The organism is Rhizobium sp. BK313 (assembly GCF_014193655.1).
In the GTDB taxonomy this organism is placed as follows: domain Bacteria; phylum Pseudomonadota; class Alphaproteobacteria; order Rhizobiales; family Rhizobiaceae; genus Rhizobium.
The window spans coordinates 1,834,666-1,853,465 of record NZ_JACHZQ010000001.1; the positions used below are offsets into that span (position 1 = coordinate 1,834,666).

At 57.8% G+C, this 18,800-nt stretch carries 23 protein-coding genes, 4 tRNA genes and 2 pseudogenes; 9 read left to right on the forward strand and 20 right to left on the reverse strand.

Annotated elements, in window-relative coordinates; translation table 11 throughout:
* Positions 1 to 54: 54 nt before the first annotated feature.
* The 10 genes from rplL to FHT86_RS08815 form a co-directional block, all read right to left on the reverse strand.
* Entirely contained in the window at positions 55 to 432 is a 378-nt protein-coding gene (gene rplL, locus FHT86_RS08770) for a 50S ribosomal protein L7/L12 (RefSeq protein ID WP_133706439.1), read from the reverse strand.
* Positions 433 to 490: 58 nt separating this feature from the next.
* A complete protein-coding gene (gene rplJ, locus FHT86_RS08775; protein ID WP_133706440.1) occupies positions 491 to 1,009 on the reverse strand; it encodes a 50S ribosomal protein L10 in 519 nt (172 codons plus the stop codon).
* Positions 1,010 to 1,343: 334 nt separating this feature from the next.
* Entirely contained in the window at positions 1,344 to 2,042 is a 699-nt protein-coding gene (rplA, locus tag FHT86_RS08780) for a 50S ribosomal protein L1 (RefSeq protein ID WP_133706441.1), read from the reverse strand.
* A gap of 4 nt (positions 2,043 to 2,046) precedes the next feature.
* Positions 2,047 to 2,478 carry a 50S ribosomal protein L11 gene (rplK, locus tag FHT86_RS08785; protein ID WP_104822776.1) on the reverse strand — a complete coding sequence of 144 codons (432 nt, stop codon included), beginning with the start codon at positions 2,476 to 2,478 and terminating at the stop codon, positions 2,047 to 2,049.
* A 178-nt stretch (positions 2,479 to 2,656) separates the two neighbouring features.
* Positions 2,657 to 3,187 carry a transcription termination/antitermination protein NusG gene (gene nusG / locus FHT86_RS08790; RefSeq protein ID WP_075857230.1) on the reverse strand — a complete coding sequence of 177 codons (531 nt, stop codon included), beginning with the start codon at positions 3,185 to 3,187 and terminating at the stop codon, positions 2,657 to 2,659.
* 18 nt (positions 3,188 to 3,205) lie between these two features.
* Positions 3,206 to 3,406, reverse strand: coding sequence for a preprotein translocase subunit SecE (gene secE, locus FHT86_RS08795; RefSeq protein ID WP_133706442.1), 201 nt, complete (start codon positions 3,404 to 3,406; stop codon positions 3,206 to 3,208).
* Between the two features lie 196 nt (positions 3,407 to 3,602).
* A tRNA-Trp gene (locus FHT86_RS08800) sits at positions 3,603 to 3,678 on the reverse strand.
* Between the two features lie 214 nt (positions 3,679 to 3,892).
* Complete coding sequence (locus FHT86_RS08805) at positions 3,893 to 4,750, reverse strand: 3-deoxy-manno-octulosonate cytidylyltransferase (protein ID WP_183868758.1); 858 nt, start codon at positions 4,748 to 4,750, stop codon at positions 3,893 to 3,895.
* A gap of 44 nt (positions 4,751 to 4,794) precedes the next feature.
* Positions 4,795 to 5,481, reverse strand: a complete 687-nt coding sequence (locus FHT86_RS08810) for a glycosyltransferase (protein ID WP_133706444.1) — start codon at positions 5,479 to 5,481, stop codon at positions 4,795 to 4,797.
* Between the two features lie 324 nt (positions 5,482 to 5,805).
* Positions 5,806 to 6,699 carry an NAD(P)-dependent oxidoreductase gene (locus FHT86_RS08815; protein WP_133706445.1) on the reverse strand — a complete coding sequence of 298 codons (894 nt, stop codon included), beginning with the start codon at positions 6,697 to 6,699 and terminating at the stop codon, positions 5,806 to 5,808.
* Positions 6,700 to 6,863: 164 nt separating this feature from the next.
* Here FHT86_RS08815 and FHT86_RS08820 point away from each other — a divergent pair, with 164 nt between their 5' ends.
* Positions 6,864 to 7,403 carry a GrpB family protein gene (locus FHT86_RS08820; RefSeq protein ID WP_133706446.1) on the forward strand — a complete coding sequence of 180 codons (540 nt, stop codon included), beginning with the start codon at positions 6,864 to 6,866 and terminating at the stop codon, positions 7,401 to 7,403.
* Positions 7,404 to 7,412: 9 nt separating this feature from the next.
* On the opposite strand, the gene FHT86_RS08825 is transcribed toward FHT86_RS08820, so the two are convergent.
* The 3 genes from FHT86_RS08825 to FHT86_RS08835 form a co-directional block, all read right to left on the reverse strand.
* The gene (locus tag FHT86_RS08825) at positions 7,413 to 7,931 is read right to left on the reverse strand and encodes an AAA family ATPase (protein ID WP_133706447.1); all 519 of its coding nucleotides are present in this window, start codon (positions 7,929 to 7,931) and stop codon (positions 7,413 to 7,415) included.
* A gap of 71 nt (positions 7,932 to 8,002) precedes the next feature.
* Positions 8,003 to 9,178 carry an elongation factor Tu gene (gene tuf / locus FHT86_RS08830; protein ID WP_133706434.1) on the reverse strand — a complete coding sequence of 392 codons (1,176 nt, stop codon included), beginning with the start codon at positions 9,176 to 9,178 and terminating at the stop codon, positions 8,003 to 8,005.
* A gap of 382 nt (positions 9,179 to 9,560) precedes the next feature.
* Entirely contained in the window at positions 9,561 to 10,004 is a 444-nt protein-coding gene (locus tag FHT86_RS08835) for a DUF3597 domain-containing protein (RefSeq protein WP_133706449.1), read from the reverse strand.
* A gap of 346 nt (positions 10,005 to 10,350) precedes the next feature.
* Here FHT86_RS08835 and FHT86_RS08840 point away from each other — a divergent pair, with 346 nt between their 5' ends.
* Positions 10,351 to 10,686 (forward strand): hypothetical protein, encoded by a 336-nt coding sequence (locus tag FHT86_RS08840; protein WP_133706450.1) that lies wholly within the window; start codon positions 10,351 to 10,353, stop codon positions 10,684 to 10,686.
* 185 nt (positions 10,687 to 10,871) lie between these two features.
* Here the strand turns inward: FHT86_RS08840 and FHT86_RS08845 are convergent.
* Both FHT86_RS08845 and FHT86_RS08850 read right to left on the reverse strand, forming a co-directional pair.
* Positions 10,872 to 10,945: transfer RNA gene (locus FHT86_RS08845), tRNA-Gly, on the reverse strand.
* Positions 10,946 to 10,969: 24 nt separating this feature from the next.
* A tRNA-Tyr gene (locus tag FHT86_RS08850) sits at positions 10,970 to 11,054 on the reverse strand.
* A gap of 198 nt (positions 11,055 to 11,252) precedes the next feature.
* Between FHT86_RS08850 and rlmB the strand changes: the two genes are divergently transcribed.
* The 3 genes from rlmB (at position 11,253) to FHT86_RS08865 (ending at position 13,804) form a co-directional block, all read left to right on the forward strand.
* Entirely contained in the window at positions 11,253 to 12,161 is a 909-nt protein-coding gene (gene rlmB, locus FHT86_RS08855; protein WP_133706451.1) for a 23S rRNA (guanosine(2251)-2'-O)-methyltransferase RlmB, read from the forward strand.
* A gap of 40 nt (positions 12,162 to 12,201) precedes the next feature.
* Positions 12,202 to 12,897, forward strand: a complete 696-nt coding sequence (locus FHT86_RS08860; RefSeq protein WP_133706452.1) for an AprI/Inh family metalloprotease inhibitor — start codon at positions 12,202 to 12,204, stop codon at positions 12,895 to 12,897.
* 112 nt (positions 12,898 to 13,009) lie between these two features.
* Entirely contained in the window at positions 13,010 to 13,804 is a 795-nt protein-coding gene (locus FHT86_RS08865) for a class I SAM-dependent methyltransferase (protein WP_133706453.1), read from the forward strand.
* Positions 13,805 to 13,918: 114 nt separating this feature from the next.
* Here the strand turns inward: FHT86_RS08865 and FHT86_RS08870 are convergent, their stop codons facing one another.
* The 3 genes and pseudogenes from FHT86_RS08870 to FHT86_RS08880 form a co-directional block, all read right to left on the reverse strand.
* Positions 13,919 to 14,212, reverse strand: coding sequence for a hypothetical protein (locus FHT86_RS08870; RefSeq protein ID WP_133706454.1), 294 nt, complete (start codon positions 14,210 to 14,212; stop codon positions 13,919 to 13,921).
* A gap of 152 nt (positions 14,213 to 14,364) precedes the next feature.
* On the reverse strand, positions 14,365 to 14,634 hold the full coding sequence (locus FHT86_RS08875; RefSeq protein WP_133706455.1) for a hypothetical protein: 270 nt from the start codon (positions 14,632 to 14,634) through the stop codon (positions 14,365 to 14,367).
* A gap of 469 nt (positions 14,635 to 15,103) precedes the next feature.
* Positions 15,104 to 15,327 (reverse strand): annotated as a pseudogene (locus FHT86_RS08880) (aldo/keto reductase); the annotation flags it as partial.
* A 68-nt stretch (positions 15,328 to 15,395) separates the two neighbouring features.
* On the opposite strand from FHT86_RS08880, the gene FHT86_RS08885 reads away from it, so the two are divergent.
* The 3 genes and pseudogenes from FHT86_RS08885 to FHT86_RS08890 all read left to right on the forward strand — a co-directional run bounded on the left by FHT86_RS08885 (position 15,396) and on the right by FHT86_RS08890 (position 16,529).
* Positions 15,396 to 15,722, forward strand: coding sequence for a hypothetical protein (locus tag FHT86_RS08885; RefSeq protein ID WP_133706456.1), 327 nt, complete (start codon positions 15,396 to 15,398; stop codon positions 15,720 to 15,722).
* A gap of 113 nt (positions 15,723 to 15,835) precedes the next feature.
* Positions 15,836 to 16,018 (forward strand): annotated as a pseudogene (locus tag FHT86_RS37925) (integrase); the annotation flags it as partial.
* A gap of 274 nt (positions 16,019 to 16,292) precedes the next feature.
* On the forward strand, positions 16,293 to 16,529 hold the full coding sequence (locus FHT86_RS08890; protein ID WP_133706457.1) for a hypothetical protein: 237 nt from the start codon (positions 16,293 to 16,295) through the stop codon (positions 16,527 to 16,529).
* A gap of 2 nt (positions 16,530 to 16,531) precedes the next feature.
* On the opposite strand, the gene FHT86_RS08895 is transcribed toward FHT86_RS08890, so the two are convergent.
* Positions 16,532 to 16,607: transfer RNA gene (locus tag FHT86_RS08895), tRNA-Thr, on the reverse strand.
* Positions 16,608 to 16,774: 167 nt separating this feature from the next.
* Between FHT86_RS08895 and FHT86_RS08900 the strand changes: the two genes are divergently transcribed.
* Positions 16,775 to 17,548, forward strand: coding sequence for an NAD kinase (locus FHT86_RS08900; RefSeq protein WP_133706458.1), 774 nt, complete (start codon positions 16,775 to 16,777; stop codon positions 17,546 to 17,548).
* Between the two features lie 91 nt (positions 17,549 to 17,639).
* On the opposite strand, the gene prfB is transcribed toward FHT86_RS08900, so the two are convergent.
* A protein-coding gene (prfB, locus tag FHT86_RS08905; protein ID WP_133706459.1) for a peptide chain release factor 2 occupies positions 17,640 to 18,771 on the reverse strand; the annotation gives its coding sequence in 2 pieces (ribosomal slippage) (positions 17,640 to 18,701 and positions 18,703 to 18,771; 1,131 coding nt in all).
* Between the last annotated feature and the right edge of the window lie 29 nt (positions 18,772 to 18,800).

The following is an 18,800-nucleotide window of genomic DNA, read 5'->3' on the forward strand; positions in this document are numbered from 1 at the left end:
GAAAAACGGCAAATGGGAGGCGGCAACATGCCACCTCCCAAAGCAATTTCAAGCTTACTTGACGTCGGCCTTTGCGCCAGCGTCTTCAAGCTTCTTCTTGATGTCAGCGGCTTCAGCCTTGGAAACAGCTTCCTTGACAGCCTTCGGAGCGGCTTCGACCAGATCCTTAGCTTCCTTGAGGCCGAGGCCGGTGATGGCGCGGACTTCCTTGATGACGTTGATCTTGTTGGCGCCAGCCTCCGTGAGGATGACGTCGAACTCGGTCTTTTCTTCTTCAACGACAGCAGCAACAGCAGCACCGCCAGCAGCAGCAACAGCTACCGGAGCAGCGGCGGAAACGCCCCACTTTTCTTCGAGAAGCTTGGACAGTTCTGCGGCTTCGAGAACGGTCAGCGAGGAGAGGTCGTCTACGATCTTTGCGAGATCAGCCATTTTTGTAGTTCCTTTTGTTCGGTTCGAACTGGTTGATTATGAACAGCGAAAAACCGCCTTACGCGGCTTCGTCCTTCTTGGCGTAGGCCGAGAACACACGAGCAAGCTGGCTTGCCGGTGCTGCAACAACACCTGCGATGCGGGTAGCCGGCGTCTGGATCATGCCCAGCAGCTTCGCACGCAGCTCGTCGAGCGAAGGCAGGGTCGCGAGCGACTTGACACCTTCGGCGTTGAGCGTTGTTGTTCCCATGGCGCCGCCCAAAACAACGATCTTGTCGTTGCCCTTGGCGAAATCCACGACGACCTTCGGAGCGGTAATCGGATCGGTGCTGTATGCGATCAGCGTCTGACCCGTGAAGAGATCAGAAATCCCTTCCGCATCCGTGCCCTGAAGAGCAATCTTGGCCAGGCGGTTCTTCGCGACTTTGACGGTGCCGCCAGCAGCGCGCATCTTGGAACGAAAATCGTTCATCTGTGCGACTGTGGCACCAGCATAGTGGGCCACGACAACCGAGCCCGAAGCCTTGAAGACTTCGTTCAGTTCCGTGACGAATTCGCGTTTTTCCGCTCTTTCCACTGCTTTTCTCCAGTTGACAGGACCGCAATAGACGGACCTGCCGGGGTTGCCTTTTGCCTCCTGGGATCAGGTAAGAGATCCCAAGCGACGCTTGAGGATCCTGTCCCCTCGCGCTCGAGCCCGAAGGCTCAAAGGCACAAGGCATCCAAGGCTCGAACCGAGTTCATCGAAGCAGAACTTCTTCAAAATTCGGGTCTTACCCGTCTCATGCAGGCAAAGTGATTAAGGTCTCAACCACCTGCAATCTCGGACAGGAATTCCGGATTTCTCCGGATATCCCGGCCTCGAAAGGCCAGGAATTCTTAAATGCCGGGCATGACACCCGGCAAAATCATCAGGCGGTCGGAGCCGTAACCGACGACGGCTCGATCTTGACGCCTGGGCCCATGGTCGAAGAGATGGCTACGCGCTTGACGTAGTTGCCCTTTGCACCAGCCGGCTTCGCCTTGATGACGGCATCAGCGAAGGCGCGGATGTTTTCTTCCAGAGCCTTGGCGTCGAACGAAGCCTTGCCGATGCCGGCATGGACGATACCAGCCTTCTCGACGCGGAACTCGACAGCGCCGCCCTTGGATGCCTTGACAGCACCAGTGACGTCCATGGTGACCGTACCGACCTTCGGGTTCGGCATCATGCCGCGCGGGCCGAGAACCTTACCGAGACGGCCGACGAGCGGCATCATGTCCGGGGTCGCGATACAACGATCGAAGTCGATCTTGCCGCCCTGAACGATTTCAACCAGGTCTTCGGCACCGACGATGTCAGCACCGGCAGCCTTGGCTTCGTCAGCCTTGGCGCCACGAGCGAAAACGGCAACACGAACCGTACGGCCGGTGCCGTTCGGCAGATTGACGACGCCACGAACCATCTGGTCGGCGTGACGCGGATCGACGCCGAGGTTCATGGAGATTTCAACGGTTTCATCGAACTTGGCGACAGCCCGTTCTTTGACCATACCGATAGCCAGGCCCAGTGCGTAGAGCTTGGTGGGATCAACGCCTTCGCGGATCTTCTGAATACGCTTTGCAACCATGATCTTAACCTACCACTTCCAGGCCCATCGCACGGGCAGAGCCCTCGATCATGGCCATTGCGCCTTCGATATCGGCGGCGTTCAGATCCTTCATCTTGGCTTCGGCAATCGACTTGACCTGAGCCTTGGTGAGCGTGCCAGCCTTGGCACCCTTGCCCGGGGTCTTCGAGCCGGACTGGATCTTCGCTTCCTTCTTCAGGAAGTAGCTGACCGGCGGCTGCTTCATTGCGAAGGTGAAGGACTTGTCCTGGTAGTAGGTGATGACGACCGGGATCGGCATACCCTTTTCCATTTCCTGCGTGGCGGCATTGAACGCCTTGCAGAATTCCATGATGTTAATGCCACGCTGACCAAGCGCAGGACCGATCGGCGGCGACGGATTCGCCGAGCCGGCCTTAACCTGCAGCTTGAGCTGGCCTGCAACTTTCTTAGCCATATCTCTCTGCCTTTCTAACTGACCGGTCACCCGGCCTTTTGTGCCGGATCGCTCCGGCGGCTGCGGTTGCGTGGTGCGGATGAAAAGGTCCGGCTAAGACCCCTGCCCTTCCACGCGGATTGCGGCGACGCCGCGGGATGTAAGAAAACGCTTGCCTACATCCAAATTCAAACGAATATCAGACCTTTTCGACCTGACTGTATTCCAGCTCGACCGGCGTAGCGCGGCCGAAAATCGACACTTCCACCTTCAGGCGCGAACGCTCCTCGTCCACATCCTGAACCGTGCCGTTGAACGATGCGAACGGACCGTCGGAAACGCGGACCTGTTCGCCGATCTCGAAGGATACGGAAGCCTTCGGCCGCTCGACACCTTCCTGAACCTGACCGAGAATGCGCTCGGCTTCATAATCCGGAATCGGAACGGGCTTATTGTCGGAGCCGAGAAAGCCTGTGACCTTCGGCGTATTCTTGATCAGGTGATAGGCTTCATCCGTAAGATTGGCGCGCACCAGCACATAACCCGGGAAGAACTTGCGCTCGCTGTCAACCTTGCGACCGCGACGCACCTCAACCACCTTTTCGGTCGGCACAAGGATCTTCTCGAACAGATGCTCGAGACCCTTCTGCTTGGCCTTCTCCTCGATGGATTCGGCCACCTTCTTTTCGAAATTAGAATAAGCGTGGACGATGTACCAACGTGCCGCCATGTTCATCTCCACTCGATATCAATTGCCGGTATTCAGCACGTAGCCGAGAACCCAGCCGATGAGCTGGTCAGCAGCAAAGAAAAACAACGAGGCGAAAACGACCATGACAAGCACCATCACCGTCGAGATCATCGTCTCGCGGCGGGACGGCCAAGTGATTTTCGACGTCTCGGAGCGGACCTGCTGCAGAAACGCTAGTGGATTCGATTTGGATGCCATTGACTGCCCACGCAATTACGGCGCGTAAAGCTGAACATATCAGCCCCACGCACCGCGTGTCTGTTGAACCCTACATAAACATCGATTCCCAATTTAACAAGAGGGAATTCGGTGCTTTCGAAAATTTGCCGCCAATCCGGCATAATCCCCGACCCAAGAAGCAGCGAAACAATCGCGCCAGTCGAACCGAGGAAAATGGCAGGGGCAGCAGGGCTCGAACCTACGACCTGCGGTTTTGGAGACCGCCGCTCTACCAACTGAGCTATACCCCTTCATGCTTCGAGCACTCGCGCCGTGCAGTTGCCCGCCAGAGCCTTTCGAAAACATGGCGCTCCTTTAAGACGGGACGAAACGATTGGCAAGTGCGTTTTTCGTTTTTTCCAAACGGGGTCCACAGCGTCGATGGATGCGGTCGATTCACGACGCCGCCGGCGACGGGAATTGCAACCTTTGTGGCGCTCCCCTGAGGCGTCGCACAGACAATTCTCAGCCCTCCTTCTGCTCCCCCGGCGTTCCCTTGGGCTTCCGCTTGAGGAACTTCGGCCTCAGACGGCGCAGGAAATTGTCTGTGGAGCGAATCACATTGGTCAACGAGATTAGCTTGTCGACTTCGGCATCGGTATTGCTGAGCCGCTCGGACAATACTTCCGCAACCGCCAGCGAAATCTCGGCGGGTGGAATTTCGGAAAAGCGTTCGGCCAGCTTGGCGTAGGGATTGGCAGACACGCCGCCGTTTATGGTGATCTTCCCCAGCCGGGCAAAGAGGCGCAGGAATGTCTGCTCGAAGGTCCAGTCGTGAACCGACACCACCCTCCATTTTTCGCTACGCTTGGCCGAGAACCCGGCGAGCACAATAGCGCCGGGTAACTTCAGATCACTCAACCAAAGCGCCATGGCAAAGCCGCTGGTTGGCGTCTTTCCCTCCGTATAGAAATCGTTGCAAAAGCCGACGAGATCGAGATGTCCGGTCGGGGCGCCCTGGAAGTCTGCGGCGGGATTCAGTTTTTCCTCAAGCCCGAGACGGATGTTCATGATGCCGAGGAAATATTCCTTCGGGAAAAATTTGACAACGTCGCCAACCTCACCCCGATAGACGATGTTGGCGCCGCGGGGCTGTCCGCGCGAGATCAGCAGCGAATGACCGTGGAACGGACGATCGAGGACCTTGTAGACCTTGTTGAAGAAGACGAAGAGCGCGCTCGACGGAAACTGCGCCTGAAGGCTGCCGATATCAACCGCATCGCTGTTTGCGACAAGAACGATATGGGAGAACGCCGCCAGTATGGACCGCCAATCATCGACGGTCGTCAAACCTGCGGCGGCGCCTGCAGCCGGGAAGTCAATCTTGCCCGTTCCGGTTTCGGAGGCCACGCCCTGATCCAGCCCGGTTACTTCTGCTGGACGTGCAGCATGCGATCCCGCATGGCAAACCATTCCTCGGCATAGTCATCGTTGCGATACTCGTCGAAATACGGGCCGCCGTCGGTGAAATGCACCAATTGCGCATCCGGCCGGTAGTCATATTCGTTGACGAGATAATTCCAGGTCACCGGGACCTCACCGATCTGGTCGTCGCTTTCCAGCCACTTGAACTGATGGAGTTGAAGCCCCGTGGCGGTGTTGACGTAATCCTTCGTCAATGCGCGGCATTTGGCATTGTTGAAGAGGATCATGCTCGACCAATTCTTCTTTTCATATTTGGTCTGAGTCTGGCCAAGGAACTTCGTTTCGATCTTCGGCTGATAGTCATGCTTGACGCACATTGCGGCATAGCGATCGTCGCGCAACTTCCAGAGTTCGGCAATATCGGCGCGGGCGAGCATGTCGCAATCCATGAAGATGCTCCAGCCCTCGTAATCGCTGAGGTAGGGAACCAGGAAGCGGGAGAAGGAAAACTCGGTCGACTGCAGCGGATTGCGCTCGCGCGTGAAAATGCCGTCGAGATTGCTGAGAACGATCGGTGAAAACACCACCGGGATCGAAGAGCGCTCGATTATGCTTTGCGCGAGGACGTGATAGGCGACGACCTCCTTGGAATCAAAGCCGACAAAAATACGTGCAACACCGTCGTTCATGGTCCCTCCGAAGCGGCTGACCGCCAAAGAGATCAGCCGGTTGAACTAGCTTTCCATCGCAACGCAAATCGCGCTGCCTAACATCCTGCAGGCCCGTAAGCCACATGATGTTCATTCATAACACGAAGCGCGAATGCCACTGCAATTTCCACGATACGCCTCGCGAACGCAAACCTACTTACTTCAACCCGGATATTTGTCGAGTGTTTGCGGAAGCATTTTTGGTTTTCGTCCGTAACAAATGGAGAGGGACCCCTCCCTTTGCGAGGTTTCGACCGGGCGTCGCGACGGCGCCCGGCTTTCATATTGGCCGGTAGTGTAGTTTCAAACCTTCACGTAACGGCGCCAGTTGTGCTCTTCCTTGAACCCCAAAACCTCACGGATCTTGCGGTTGGAGAGCAGGCCTTCATATTCGCCGATCTCGCGGGTGAAAGGCACGTTCGGGTAGTACTTGGCAGCCAGTTCCCGGGACGGCGTGTTGGCCGATACCGTGTCGTTGGCGGCGTTGAACACCTGAAAGCCGAGACCGCTTTTTTCGATGCAGAGATGGACGATCTGACCGAGATCACGGGCGTCGATATAGCTCCAGGCGATTCGCTTGCGGATATCGGTATTGGCGAAATACTCCGGGAAGCGCTCATATTCGTGGGGCTCGATGACGTTGCCGATGCGTAGCGCATAGACGTCAATGCCGAACCGCTCGGCGAAGGCGCGGGCCGTCTTCTCGTTCAAGACCTTCGACAGACCGTAGGAATCCATCGGATTGACATCATAGTCCTCCTCCAAGGGGAACTGGTGGAAATCCCGATGGCCTTCGGCGAAGCAGACGCCATAGGTCGTTTCGCTGGAGGCAACGATGATCTTCTTGATGCCGAGCTTTGCCGCTGCTTCGATGACGTTGTAGGTGCTCATCGTATTGATGCGGAAGGTTTCGTTGTCCGGCTTCAGCAGGATGCGCGGCACAGCGGCGAAATGCACGACGACGTCAAAGGGCTGCACACCCTTACCCTGATCGAGATCGGGGAAATCCCGATGCATCGTGAGCACGTTGTAGACTTGTCCCGCATCGGTGACATCGGCATTCAGATTGGTGACGCCGGGGCTGTTCAGCGGCACGAGATCGACATTGTGGACCTCGTAACCGGCATTGACCAGCCAGGGAACGGTGTGACGCCCGGCCTTGCCGCTGCCGCCGGTAAACAATATGCGCTTTTTCATGAAACATCCTCCTGGTGAAATCGAGCGATAGATAGACCCTTTCTGGCATTTCGCAAGGCGGGCGAAGCAGTTAGATTGCCTCCACCGGCCGATAGGCAACGCGCACAACGGGCTTCCCAGCCACAATTTCGTGATGCACGGGCGAAGGAGAGTCAAAGAGCGAAATGCGTGCGATTGGGCTTGTCGACTACGATCCTGCATGGCCGGCTCTCTTCGAAAGCCGGCGCGAGGCAATCGCCGCCCTGCTCGGCCATCCGGCCGCTATTCACCATATTGGAAGCACAGCCGTCCCCGGACTTTGCGCCAAGCCCAAGCTCGATATCGATGCCGTGCTCTCATCGGATGAAGCAAGGATCGACGCCACGGAACGTCTAGAGAAAGATGGCTATATCTTCCATGGCGATCTACACGGAGCCGGCAGATGGGCTTTCACCAAGAACGAAACGCCTTATGGCACACGCCTCTATCTATGCATGCCGGGCAATCTCGCCCATCATGATCGCATCCTCTTTCGCGATTACCTTTGCTCCCATCTCGAAACCGCCAAGAGCTACGCGGCACTGAAGCGGCGCCTGGCAGAGGAAGCAAACGGCGATTGGGATTACTATACCGGCGGCAAGACCGATTTTATTGCCGATATTCTCCGCAGGGCTCTAGTCGAACTGGATAGCTTGCCGAAAGTCACCGACCAGAGACTTGGCTGATGGAGTGATTTATAGCGCCTGTCCGCGCAAATGCTTCCGCACGTGGGCGGCGCATTGGTCGAGCGAAAGCTGGCTGGTATCGAAGATCTCGCAACCGTTCAGGACCGCTTCCCTGCGCAGATAGGCTGCCCAATTCATCATGTTTTGATCCGCGAGCTCCGGCTGGCGTCTCCCGACTGCGAGCCGCTGCGCCCTGGTCGTGTCGTCGCAATCGACCAATAGCAGCCTGTAGCCGTCGATATCTGCCGCCGTGGCCGCTTCGGTGATGAAGGAAATCCGCATCTGCCCTTCGAACAGGACGGGCTTTCCACTCCCTGCAACCTTCGCCAAGCGCGCCATCCATTCGATAGTCTTGTCGCGCTGCCAGGCTTCCGGCGACCCGTGATCCCTGATCATCGCATCGACCGGCGGTACAGCGATGCTATCGAACCGATAGACCGCAAAGTCATCCGGATACCTCTCGGCAATCGCGTCGGCGATCGCCGTCTTTCCGGAACCGGATGCGCCTGTCAAAACGATCAATCCCATCAGCTTCCTCCGAAATGCGAAAGGCCCCGCTGTTTCCAGCGGGGCCCTCGTAACCAACGAATAATTCGAGATTACTCGACGATGCTTGCGACGATACCGGCGCCGACGGTGCGGCCGCCTTCGCGGATAGCGAAGCGCAGCTTTTCTTCCATCGCGATCGGAACGATCAGCTCGACGTCAACCGTGATGTTGTCGCCAGGCATAACCATTTCCGTGCCTTCCGGAAGCGTCACGATGCCCGTAACGTCCGTCGTGCGGAAGTAGAACTGCGGACGGTAGTTCGTGAAGAACGGCGTATGACGGCCACCCTCTTCCTTCGTCAGGATGTAGGCTTCCGCCTTGAACTTCTTGTGCGGCTTGACAGTGCCCGGCTTGGCAAGGATCTGGCCACGCTCGACGCCGTCACGGTTCACACCGCGGATCAGCGCGCCGATGTTGTCGCCGGCCTGGCCCTGATCGAGCAGCTTGCGGAACATTTCAACGCCGGTCACCGTCGTCTTCGACGTCGGACGAATGCCGACGATTTCGACTTCTTCACCAACCTTGACAATGCCACGCTCGACGCGGCCCGTCACAACCGTACCACGGCCGGAGATCGAGAACACGTCTTCGATCGGCATCAGGAACGGCTGGTCGATCGGACGCTCAGGCGTCGGGATGTAGGCGTCAACCGCTGCCATCAGCTCGCGGATCGCATCTTCACCGATCTTCTTGTCCGAATCTTCCAGAGCAGCAAGCGCCGAACCCTTGACAACCGGGATGTCATCGCCCGGGAAGTCGTAGGACGACAGAAGCTCGCGCACTTCCAGCTCGACAAGCTCGAGAAGCTCGGCGTCGTCAACCTGGTCGACCTTGTTCAGGAACACAACGATCGCCGGAACGCCGACCTGGCGCGCCAGCAGGATGTGTTCGCGCGTCTGCGGCATCGGGCCGTCAGCAGCCGAGCAAACCAGGATCGCACCGTCCATCTGTGCCGCACCCGTGATCATGTTCTTCACATAGTCAGCGTGGCCGGGGCAGTCGACGTGCGCATAGTGACGTGCTGCTGTCTCATATTCAACGTGCGCCGTCGAAATCGTGATACCGCGCGCCTTTTCTTCCGGAGCCGCGTCGATCTGGTCATACGCCTTGAACTCACCGAAGTACTTCGTGATCGCTGCCGTCAGAGACGTCTTGCCGTGGTCAACGTGGCCGATCGTGCCGATGTTAACGTGCGGCTTATTGCGCTCAAACTTACTCTTTGCCATTTGAATGCTTCCTGTGAACGTAAATGGGTGACCCCGGCGAACCGGTTTAGTGCCGCCGTTTAAGGCTTTCGTCGCATTTGCGCAAGACTTAATTGCAGGCCCTATTCTTGGCGAACTGTAGCCGATGGCGGACAATACGCGCCTTCGACATTGATTCGCCGCGAAGGTTTCGCCGGCCGATCCGGAAAGACGTAAAAGCATTTGCCGGTTCAGGTGCTTAGATAGGCATGCTGAGGAAATAGTTCCAGATGTCCAAGCCGCCTCCGGAAACCAAGCCCATCTGTGGATCACCGAGCAAGAAAGACACCCTCCCCAACTAAAGAGAGGGCGCGATGATAGGCAGCCTTAGAAAGGACGCTGCCCTTCGAACAATGTGCTGCAATCAATCAAGCAGGTCGGCCGGTACTTTGCCACCATTCTCCGAGAGCTTCTTCATCAGAGCCTTGTGCAGGAACATGTTCATCTTCGCGGAATCCCCGGCGTCGCCGGTATAGCCCAGCTCCTGTGCAAGCTCCTTGCGTTCTGCAAGGCTCGCATCCATGCCGAGCGCCTTCATGAGGTCGACGATCGAATGTTTCCAGTCGAGTTTCTGGCCGCTCTTTTTAACGGCTGCATCCAGGATCGATGCGATATCCACAGGCGCGGCTTGGGCCGGCGCGGCCTGGGCACCCGCGGTTGGTGCCGATCCCGCAGAAGAAGAAGGTGCCTGTGCAGGCGCGGCTGTCGGAGCTCCACCGGCAGCGGCTGTTTGAGTGGCCGCAGGCTTAACTTCCGCCGCCTTCGCCTCGCCCCAGATCGCGCTCTTGATTTTGGCAAAAATTCCCATTGGGTACTCCCCCATTTAAGCTGGCTTGTTGCTATCTATCGCCCCTTTCTGTTTAAGCAAGGCCTCACGTTAAAGATGCAAAGCAGGCAGTCCTGTCGCGATATGGCCGGGGCGAAGACCGGCATGCACCATTCTCGCAATGGCAATGGCGCACGATGCGAACGATCGACAAATCGCCCAACCTCCGATTCGGCGCGCGGTACATGTATCGACCGAGTAGCTGCCGCAAAGACTTCGAGCCTAGGCAACGGTCGGCAAATATTTGAAACTACAGCGGAGCTTTCGTCCGTTCCCTCAATTGCCGGTCGCATATTTCGCTCCATATAGCTCTGCAGGAGGAACATTCATGCGGAGCAAATCTCTACTCGCGGCCGTCGTCCTAGGGCTCGCTGGCCTGCTTTCGAGCTGTGTCAGCGAAAGCGGCCCTTACGGCTACAACGGGTACACCGGCGGCTACTACAGTGGCGGCTACTACGGCGGCACGGTCATATATGGCGGCAATAACTGGTACCGACCGCAATATCGCACCGAACGCTATCGATATCGCAATGATCACCGCAGCTACCACAGACATGGACGACCCGAGCATTCGATGCATCATCGCCCTGAATATCGCCGCGACGGCCGGCCGGGCGGCCATTATCACCGCATAATTCTGCCCCGTGCCGAAGGGAACAAATAGCGACACTGGCCGATAGGTCGGCAGATCCGATGGCAAAGCTCTCGCACTCTCTTTGCGCGCTTGGGGGGTGACGGCAATTGGGCCGCCGCCTAGGCATCGACAGATTGGAAGCAAACGGAAAATAAAAGACGCCCGCACTGAAAAACACCAGTGACACGAGGGCATAGCTAACTGTTTGAAGAACTTGGAGCGGGTAGCGGGAATCGAACCCGCGTATTCAGCTTGGAAGGCTGCTGCTCTACCATTGAGCTATACCCGCGGGTGGCCAAGATCCTGTGCGGAATGGTGGAGGGAGTTGGATTTGAACCAACGTAGGCTGAGCCAACGGATTTACAGTCCGTCCCCTTTAACCACTCGGGCATCCCTCCAGTTTTCCGACTGGATCTTGCGACCAAGCTTGCCAGACCGGACGTCGCCGCCGCGATCTGCGCCGCGTATATGACCGCACCGTTTCCGTCTGTCAACATGAGGTCCCGCCAAAAATGACGAAAAAATTTCAACTTGCTGCAAAAGCCCACAGACGAAAGAGGACTATGCGCTCAAGGGCGCTCCCGCTATAAAGCCGCATGAGCAAAGACAAAATATCCGGCCGTTCCGGCCCTGAAAACACCGCTGGCGATAAGTCGGCCCAAGACACGCACTACGCCACCCTGCGGCGCGCGCATCGCGATGCCAAGCGTGAGCGTGGCGAAATCCCGACGCCGCAACCGCAGAAGCGCAAACGACCGGGCGCAGATGACTGGAAGCCACCGGCGCTGGCGCCCGATCAGGTCTATCTCTATGGCCTGCATACGGTCCGCGCGGCCCTTGCCAACCCCGAGCGCAAGAACATCAAGCTGTCGGCAACGCAAAACGCGCTGGTGCGGCTTGAGATCGGACCGGTCGACGAACTCAGCATTCCCGTCGAGATCGTCTCGCCGCAGGATATCGACAAGGTGCTTGGTCCCGAAGCGATCCACCAAGGTGTGATGCTGGAGACGAGTCCCCTGCCCGTGCGTCGCCTGGAGGCGTTAAAGGACAGCCCACTGCTGCTGGTGCTCGATCAGGTGACCGACCCGCACAATGTCGGCGCCATCATGCGCTCGGCCGTGGCATTCGACGCCGGCGCCGTCATCACCACCCAGAGGCATAGTCCGACCGAATCGGGCGTGCTGGCGAAATCCGCTTCCGGCGCGCTGGAGCTGATACCTTATATACAGATCACCAATCTCGCCGATGCGCTCGGCGAGCTGCACCGCCTCGGCTTCGTCACCATTGGCCTTGATTCGGAAGGGCCGACGCCGCTCGAAGGCACGTTTTCGGGCGAGAAAGTCGCCCTCGTCCTCGGCTCCGAGGGCAAGGGGCTGCGCCAGAAGACGCGGGAAACGGTGAACGCGCTGGCGCGGCTCGACATGCCGGGAGCGATCAAATCACTCAACGTCTCGAACGCGGCCGCGATCGCCCTCTATGCAGCGCGGTCCTATCTGAAAATCTAGCGGCACTGGGGCTGCCGCAACAGATTTGGGGGAATTTGCCTTGATCCGCACTTTTGGTCTCGCGGCGGCTTCGGCCGTCCTCATTCTCGCCAGCCAACCGGCTGACGCAGCCGATGACGAACTCGTCAAGGCGCAAGCCGGCACATGGCTGCTGGCGCCCGAGAGCGGCGCCAAGGGTTGCCGCCTCACCTTCGAAACAAGTCCCGCGACCGGTGGCTACGCCATCAGTGGCGCGGACGCCTGCGCCACGGCCCTGCCCCCGCTTGCCAAGGCGACTGCCTGGAATTTCAGCGACGACGGCTCGCTCACACTTATTGACGCGACGCAGAAGGTGATAGCTCGTTTCCAGGAGGAAGAAGGTTCGCCCTGGGAAAGCGAAGAGGGCGACCCGATGTGGCTGTTGCCGGCGGTTGGCGATGCAGACCACGTTCCAACCATCGCAAGTCTTGCCGGCACCTGGCAGATCCAGCAGCCTGACGGCAAAGCCGTCTGCAGCGTCACGCTGTCAAGCGATACAGACCAAGACGGGACACCAAAAATGTCACTGGGCGGCGACTGCCCCGCCGACATCCGCGATCTCAAGCTTTCCCTCTGGGTTATGGAGGGTTTCGGCCTGGTCATGATGGGCACCGACGGCTCTTCGCTCTCCTTCGACATGCGGCCGGATGGCAGCTTCCAGATATCCGAAGAGGAAGAAGGAGAACCGATGGTATTGGTCCGCAAACAGGGCGGTTAGGGACCGATATTCCGCTCACGGGTTGACGCCCGAGAATTGTGACTATGTTAGGTTAAGCCGGTCTGAACCCCGGTCATTATTGTCACATATCGGGAAAACAGGCACAGGGCGCATGATATTATCGAATATCCGTAAATTCATCTTCCACGAATTGCGTAGTGTGGAAGGATACATCGATCCGCCGGATGCCCTTGTTTATCTTTCTATTTTGGAACGTCAGCGAGAACATGGATTGGGCGGCGGAATTGCCGAAATCGGCGTCTTTTTCGGTCGTTCTTATTTTCTCCTGAAGAAGATCGCATCGCCGGATGATCGTGTACTCGGCATAGATCTCTTCGATATCGGGGAGATGTCGGATGGGATTTCCGAACAGTACCGATCGTTTCTCGAGAATGGCGAGCGGCTCGGCCTGCCCGTCAACGAGGACCTGCTTGTCGTCGGTGACAGCTCGGAGCTATCGCCGGAAGATATATTGAGCAAGGTCGGCGAGGTGCGCTTCTTCAGTGTCGACGGCGGGCACATGTTGCCGAATCTCGTAGCCGACAGCCGGTTGGCAAAGGAGACAGCAGCCGATCATGGTGTCATCGTCTTCGACGACACTTTCAATCCCGCCTGGCCGGAAGTCACCGTCGGCGTTGCCGATTTTCTCCGCGACAACGATGAGGCCTTCTCGGCCTTTTGCATGACCAAATACAAGACCTATGTCTGCCGGCGCGAATTTCATGATTTCTATCGAGCGGCAATCCTGCGGGCGCCGCATCTCAGAGCCTTCGAATTGGCGGAAACGCATTTTCTGGGGTCCGACGCCGTCCGTCTGCACAATCCCTTCGGCCGGCGCATTCTCTACGAACTCATGACCCGCTCGGGCATGAGCGCCATTTCGGAGCGCGCATACCGTTGCCACTAGAGCGGTTCAGCTTTTTACGGAATCGCAGAACCGCTCTATCCCTTTGTTTTTCCGCAATTCCGGACGGAAAACCGCTTCGCGCTTTTGCTGGAATTGCTCTGGGTAGAAAACTGTTCAGCGAACCGCAATCGGCTGCGGATGCCAAGCCGATTGCTGCCACAGCGACCGCTCTGTGATCGGGCATCCATCCTGCAGCTTCGACCAGGAGGTGACGTTAAGGTTCATCTCGCACTGCGCGAGATAGCTCTTGCCGTCCACTGTCACACAGGCGACCTCGCCGACCGTGTGTAGCTTCCCGTCCCTGTTTTTACAGTAGCAGTCCTGCCCAGCCAACGCCGGTGCGTTTGCAATCACCGCGATCACAACAAGCGACAATCCTAAGACAATATGCCTTGATGCCTTGCGCATGGACGTTCCCTCGCCCGCCGCTGATGGGAGAGAGTGTATGCCTATTTTAGAAGTTGTAAATGCGCAGATCCCCGACGGATCCTCTGCCGGAGGTCCGGCTGCGCCTGCCGACGCCAATGCACCCAGAGCCATACCGAGCGCGCGAGCGCAGCTTAGTGAACCATAGGATCCGAATCGTCAAAGAATGTTCTGATGCCATCGCGTGCGATCGTCGCCAGGAATTCATCGAAGGCTTCGCGGTCGGTCGCGAAAGGCTCTTCCCATTCGATCAGATCCTCTTCAGGCGTGATGACTTCCATGCGCCAATCTTCTTGCGTGCCTGCGGGACGGAAGATATCGACGAGCACGGTCACGCCGTCCTCGGTAAATTCGCCGGAGAGCTCGGAGTGTTCGAGTTTGGGCTTCTTGGGCTTAACGGTCATATCTTCCTACACGCTGCGATGACGAGAATCGTATGTTAGCGATCCTGCTGACCATTTCAAAGGGCAGCGGAATTTCAATAGCGTGCCGTCGCCGCTGGTTTTCTGCACCAGCGGTGAGCGGCGAACAACTCAGCTAAATCGTTGAAATAATTTGGTGCCCCCGGCAGTTATGCCAACAATGGGCATTATCAATCACTTAGGATCGAAATTGAGGGCAATCAAGCCAATTGATATTGCTGTGGAATTTCCACGGCTCCCCTCACCGCTACCCATCAGAATTCGCAGAGGCGGCTTGTTCGGCTCCTGAAGGCTAGCTGATGGTTCGAGATATCCATCCATGACGCCGACGCGCTCCATCCCCCTTCCTTTGCGGGGTGCTTTATCACCCGACGCATCTGATGGCAGCCTGCCGATACCCCAGGGCGACCAGCGATCCGAGGCACGCCAATGGCGATGACGATATCGCCTCGATCGCCCGACCGACCACCTCTTCGAAATGCCCTGCTCCATAATTCGAGGCGGTGTCGAAGAAGCGAATGCCGAGATCCACCGCCCGTTCGACAGCGCGGATCGATTCATCGTCACCGACTTCGCCCGGCCAAGCGGTACGTCGCCGGCATAAAACGGGCCGCCGATCGCCCAGCATCCCATATCGAGGCAGGGAACCTCGCGGCCGTCCCAGAGGGCCACCAGCGCTTCACGCCGCGCTCAATTCCTGACATATTTGCAGTGAGACAGCCAACCGTCGTGGATATCGCGTCATGAACTCGCAAACACGTGGAAAAAGCAACATGCGCGCACCTACCGGGTCCGTTACAGGGCTTTGCTCTGCCTCCGCCACCATGTTTGCAGTGGGAATGGCCTTTCTGGGTTACTGGGGGGTGTATGAACAGGGGCGCTGGCATACAATCGATTATCTTGTGATGGTTATAGCTATCGTCGGATTTGCAGCACTTGGTTCCGTGCCTTGGATTGTGACCACACCTGTAGCGGAGGAGGATGGAGACAAAGTCGTCGTCGCCAGGCGAGCGATGGCACTGGGGACGACGTTAATCTGGATGGCTGTCTGTATTACCGTATTTGCCTGAGTTGCCCTGTGTCACCCCATACGACCGCAAAATGGATCCATTTGAAGCGATAGGCCCCCGACCGACGTCCAAAAAATAACTAACCTTAAAGCATTTCACTCTTAGCCGCTGACGATCCAAAATCGGTCAACAATATCGTCAAGCGGCGTGCGGCGATGGCCGGGCTGGAGCGTGGAGAGTTTTAGGCTCATGGGCCGCGGTTGGGCGTTCCTCTCCTTGAAGCGATGCAGCAGTCGCGCCACCGCTCGGTTCAGCAAGCCGCCGAATATTATAATCCTGTGAGAGGCGCGCTATAGACCGTTCCAGCTCGGGAAGACGGAAAGCTGGCCAACGGGCTTCAGGACGATTGTGGGCCTTTTCCTGTTCGGCAAGGCGTTCGTTTGGCGGCTCCTGAGGGACAGACAGAACATAATGATTTCAGATGGCTACTGGACCGGTCAGCCAAGGATGTTTCAATATCGTTCCCATTGTTTTGCCATGCGCAAGATAGGACCCGAAATGGATTGCGGCTCAACTTCTGCCAGCGCTTTGCCTCTACCGCCGCCAGAAGAATAGCACGGCGTGGGGAAATTGGCGGCGACGCTCGCCGCAAATGGCGGCGCGACTGCTCACGAACTGATGAGCCAGTTCGGCTGGGCGAACTCAAAACAAGCCGAAGTTTACACCCGCGGAGCCGATCGCGCCCGACTCGGCGTGAAGTCTTCGCGCATCGTTTCAGAACAGCTCGAGAACATTCTAGCCCCTCACCCTAAATCCGGTGAGGGATTTAGCGCGAAAAACGCAGCAAAATCAAAAGCCAAGAAATAAGATGGTGCCCCCGGCAGGGTTCGAACCCGCGACCCCCTGATTACAAATCAGGTGCTCTACCAACTGAGCTACAAGGGCACATCGGCATGCCAAGTAGCAGATTTTTCTTTCCTGTAAAGAGAAAATCGGCCGTTTGGCTTTGGTACCGCAGATCAAAGATCCCTACGGATTCACCAGTCTTTGCAAAACGTCTTGTCGCATAGGGTGAATATCATTACCTAGTATGGCTATTCAAAGGACATTGCATGTCACGCGCTTTTCAATCTGTTTGTTTTCTCGCATCCACCGCATCGGAAGCCCAAGCCGCGCGGGAGGAATTGATTCGCCTTTACGGCCAGACGCCACAGGAAGATGCGGATATCGTCGTTGCGCTCGGCGGCGATGGCTTCATGCTGCAGACGCTGCACAATACGATGAACTCCGGCAAGCGCGTCTATGGTATGAACCGTGGCTCCATCGGCTTCCTGATGAACGATTACCACACCGAATGCCTGGCCGAGCGCATTGAAGCGGCTGTCGAAAATGCCTTTCATCCGTTGCAGATGAGCACGCGCAACGCAGACGGCAGCACGTCCGTCGCGCTCGCCATCAACGAGGTGTCATTGTTTCGCCAGTCCTATCAGGCGGCCAAGCTCAGGGTCGAGATCGACGGCCATGTCCGTCTGCCGGAGCTGATCTGCGACGGGCTGATGGTGACGACGCCGGCCGGCTCCACCGCCTACAATCTCTCCGCCCACGGCCCTATCCTGCCGCTGGAGGCGCCGCTGCTCGCCATCACCCCTGTCAGCGCCTTTCGCCCGCGCCGCTGGCGTGGCGCGCTTCTGCCCAATAAGGTGACGATCGACATCGCCGTGCTGGAGGCGGAAAAACGCCCCGTCAACGCCGTCGCCGACAATACCGAAGTCAAATCGGTCGTGAGCGTCAGGATCGCCCAGACCGAAGATACGACGGCGCGCATTCTCTCCGATCCGGACCGATCATGGTCGGAGCGGATACTGGCGGAACAGTTTTCCGATTGAGAATTGCTTGCGCATGGATGCAAAAGCGGCATCTCAGCCAACAAAAAGCCCCGTTTCCGGGGCTTTTTCATCCATCAAACAGGTCCGGCTCCTAATCCACGTCGTCCACGACTGCATCGGCCGCGCCGCTGATGCGGTGCGCGAGGGCGGCTTCCATGAACTCGTTGAGATCGCCGTCGAGCACGTCGTCCGGGGCCGTGCTGGCAACGCCGGTCCGCAGGTCCTTGACGAGCTGATAAGGCTGCAGGACGTAGGAGCGGATCTGGTGACCCCAGCCGATATCGGTCTTCGAGGCGGCTTCGGCGTTGGCCGCTTCTTCCCGCTTCATCAATTCCGCTTCGTACATGCGGGCGCGCAGCATGTCCCAGGCCTTGGCGCGGTTCTTGTGCTGCGAGCGTTCCTGCTGGCACTGCACGACGATGCCGGTCGGGATGTGCGTGATGCGCACGGCCGAGTCTGTTGTATTGACGTGCTGGCCGCCGGCGCCGGACGAACGGTAGGTGTCGATGCGGCAGTCGCTTTCGTTAATATCGATCTGGATCGAGTCGTCGACGACGGGATAGACCCAGATCGACGAGAAAGACGTATGACGACGCGCGTTACTGTCATAGGGCGAGATGCGGACCAGGCGGTGAACGCCCGATTCGGTCTTCAGCCAGCCATAGGCATTATGGCCCTTCACCAAAAGCGTTGCCGACTTGATGCCGGCTTCTTCGCCGTCATGGACTTCGAGCAACTCCACCTTGAAACGCTGGCGTTCGGCCCAGCGGGTATACATGCGCAGCAGCATGTTCGCCCAGTCCTGGCTCTCGGTGCCGCCGGCGCCTGAATGGACTTCGACATAGGTATCGTTGGAATCGGCTTCGCCCGAGAGCATAGCCTCTACCTGCCGGCGCGCAGCTTCCGCCTTCAGGCCTTTGAGAGCCTCTTCGGCTTCGCGGACAACGTCGGCATCGCCCTCTTCCTCGCCAAGCTCGATCAAATCGATATTGTCGGTAAGCTGCTGCTCGAGAGCGCGCACGCCGCTGATGCCATCATCGAGCTGCTGGCGCTCGCGCATCAGCTTCTGCGCCTCGGCGGCATCGTTCCAGAGGGTCGGGTCCTCTGCCTTATTGTTCAACCAGTCCAGTCGCCTTACCGCCTGATCCCAGTCAAAGATGCCTCCTCAGCAGGCTTATGGCCTGCTTGGTTTCGTCGACTATTTTCTCGATTTCCGCTCGCATAATCCTGCTTCTTTATTCGGCCGTTCGAT